This is a genomic window from Aliiglaciecola sp. NS0011-25 (assembly GCF_040370605.1).
Lineage (GTDB): Bacteria > Pseudomonadota > Gammaproteobacteria > Enterobacterales > Alteromonadaceae > Aliiglaciecola > Aliiglaciecola lipolytica_A.
In genome coordinates this window covers 1-419 of sequence record NZ_BAABWR010000069.1, presented here as the reverse complement: position 1 = coordinate 419, position 419 = coordinate 1, and the positions used below count along the sequence as shown (strand labels likewise).

1 protein-coding gene is annotated in these 419 nt (G+C 38.7%); it reads right to left on the bottom strand.

Annotated features, from left to right (window positions below):
- Positions 1–20 precede the first annotated feature (20 nt).
- The gene (locus ABWV72_RS21210; protein WP_353372979.1) at positions 21–317 is read right to left on the bottom strand and encodes a hypothetical protein; all 297 of its coding nucleotides are present in this window, start codon (positions 315–317) and stop codon (positions 21–23) included.
- Positions 318–419 lie beyond the last annotated feature (102 nt).

Sequence of the window (419 nt, the reverse complement as noted above, 5' to 3'; positions counted from 1 at the left end):
GCGTCCTTTTGAGTAACTTGTTATAAGCCGTATGCAACAATCATATAGGTAATAAACCCTATAAATGATCCCAATGCTATAAACATTGAAATACGTACCTTTTTAATATGGCTGTCTAAACCTTCATGGTATAGAGAAAAATTCTTTGGGTTACTAAATAACATACCCCAATATTGGTCTTGGTAGCCTAGGTATTCTACTAGCTTATTTTTACGTTCTTCGGTGTGTTTATGTGCGGCTTCTTTGTATGCTTCCATTTGCATGTTAAACACGATAAAGGTAATCGCTACTACTCCAAACAGGATGATAAATACCATTGCTTCCCTTAGGCTTATAACGTCCGAATTTGCTGCACAAACTTGCTGGCTATACTAGGCGAGGCACGAGCAGCAGCCAGTGAGTTTGGGTCAGCAATATTC

Coding starts and splice junctions, on each gene's coding strand:
- ABWV72_RS21210 (WP_353372979.1), bottom strand. CDS start 317: ATGGTATTTATCATCCTGTTTGGAGTAGTAGCGATTACCTTTATCGTG.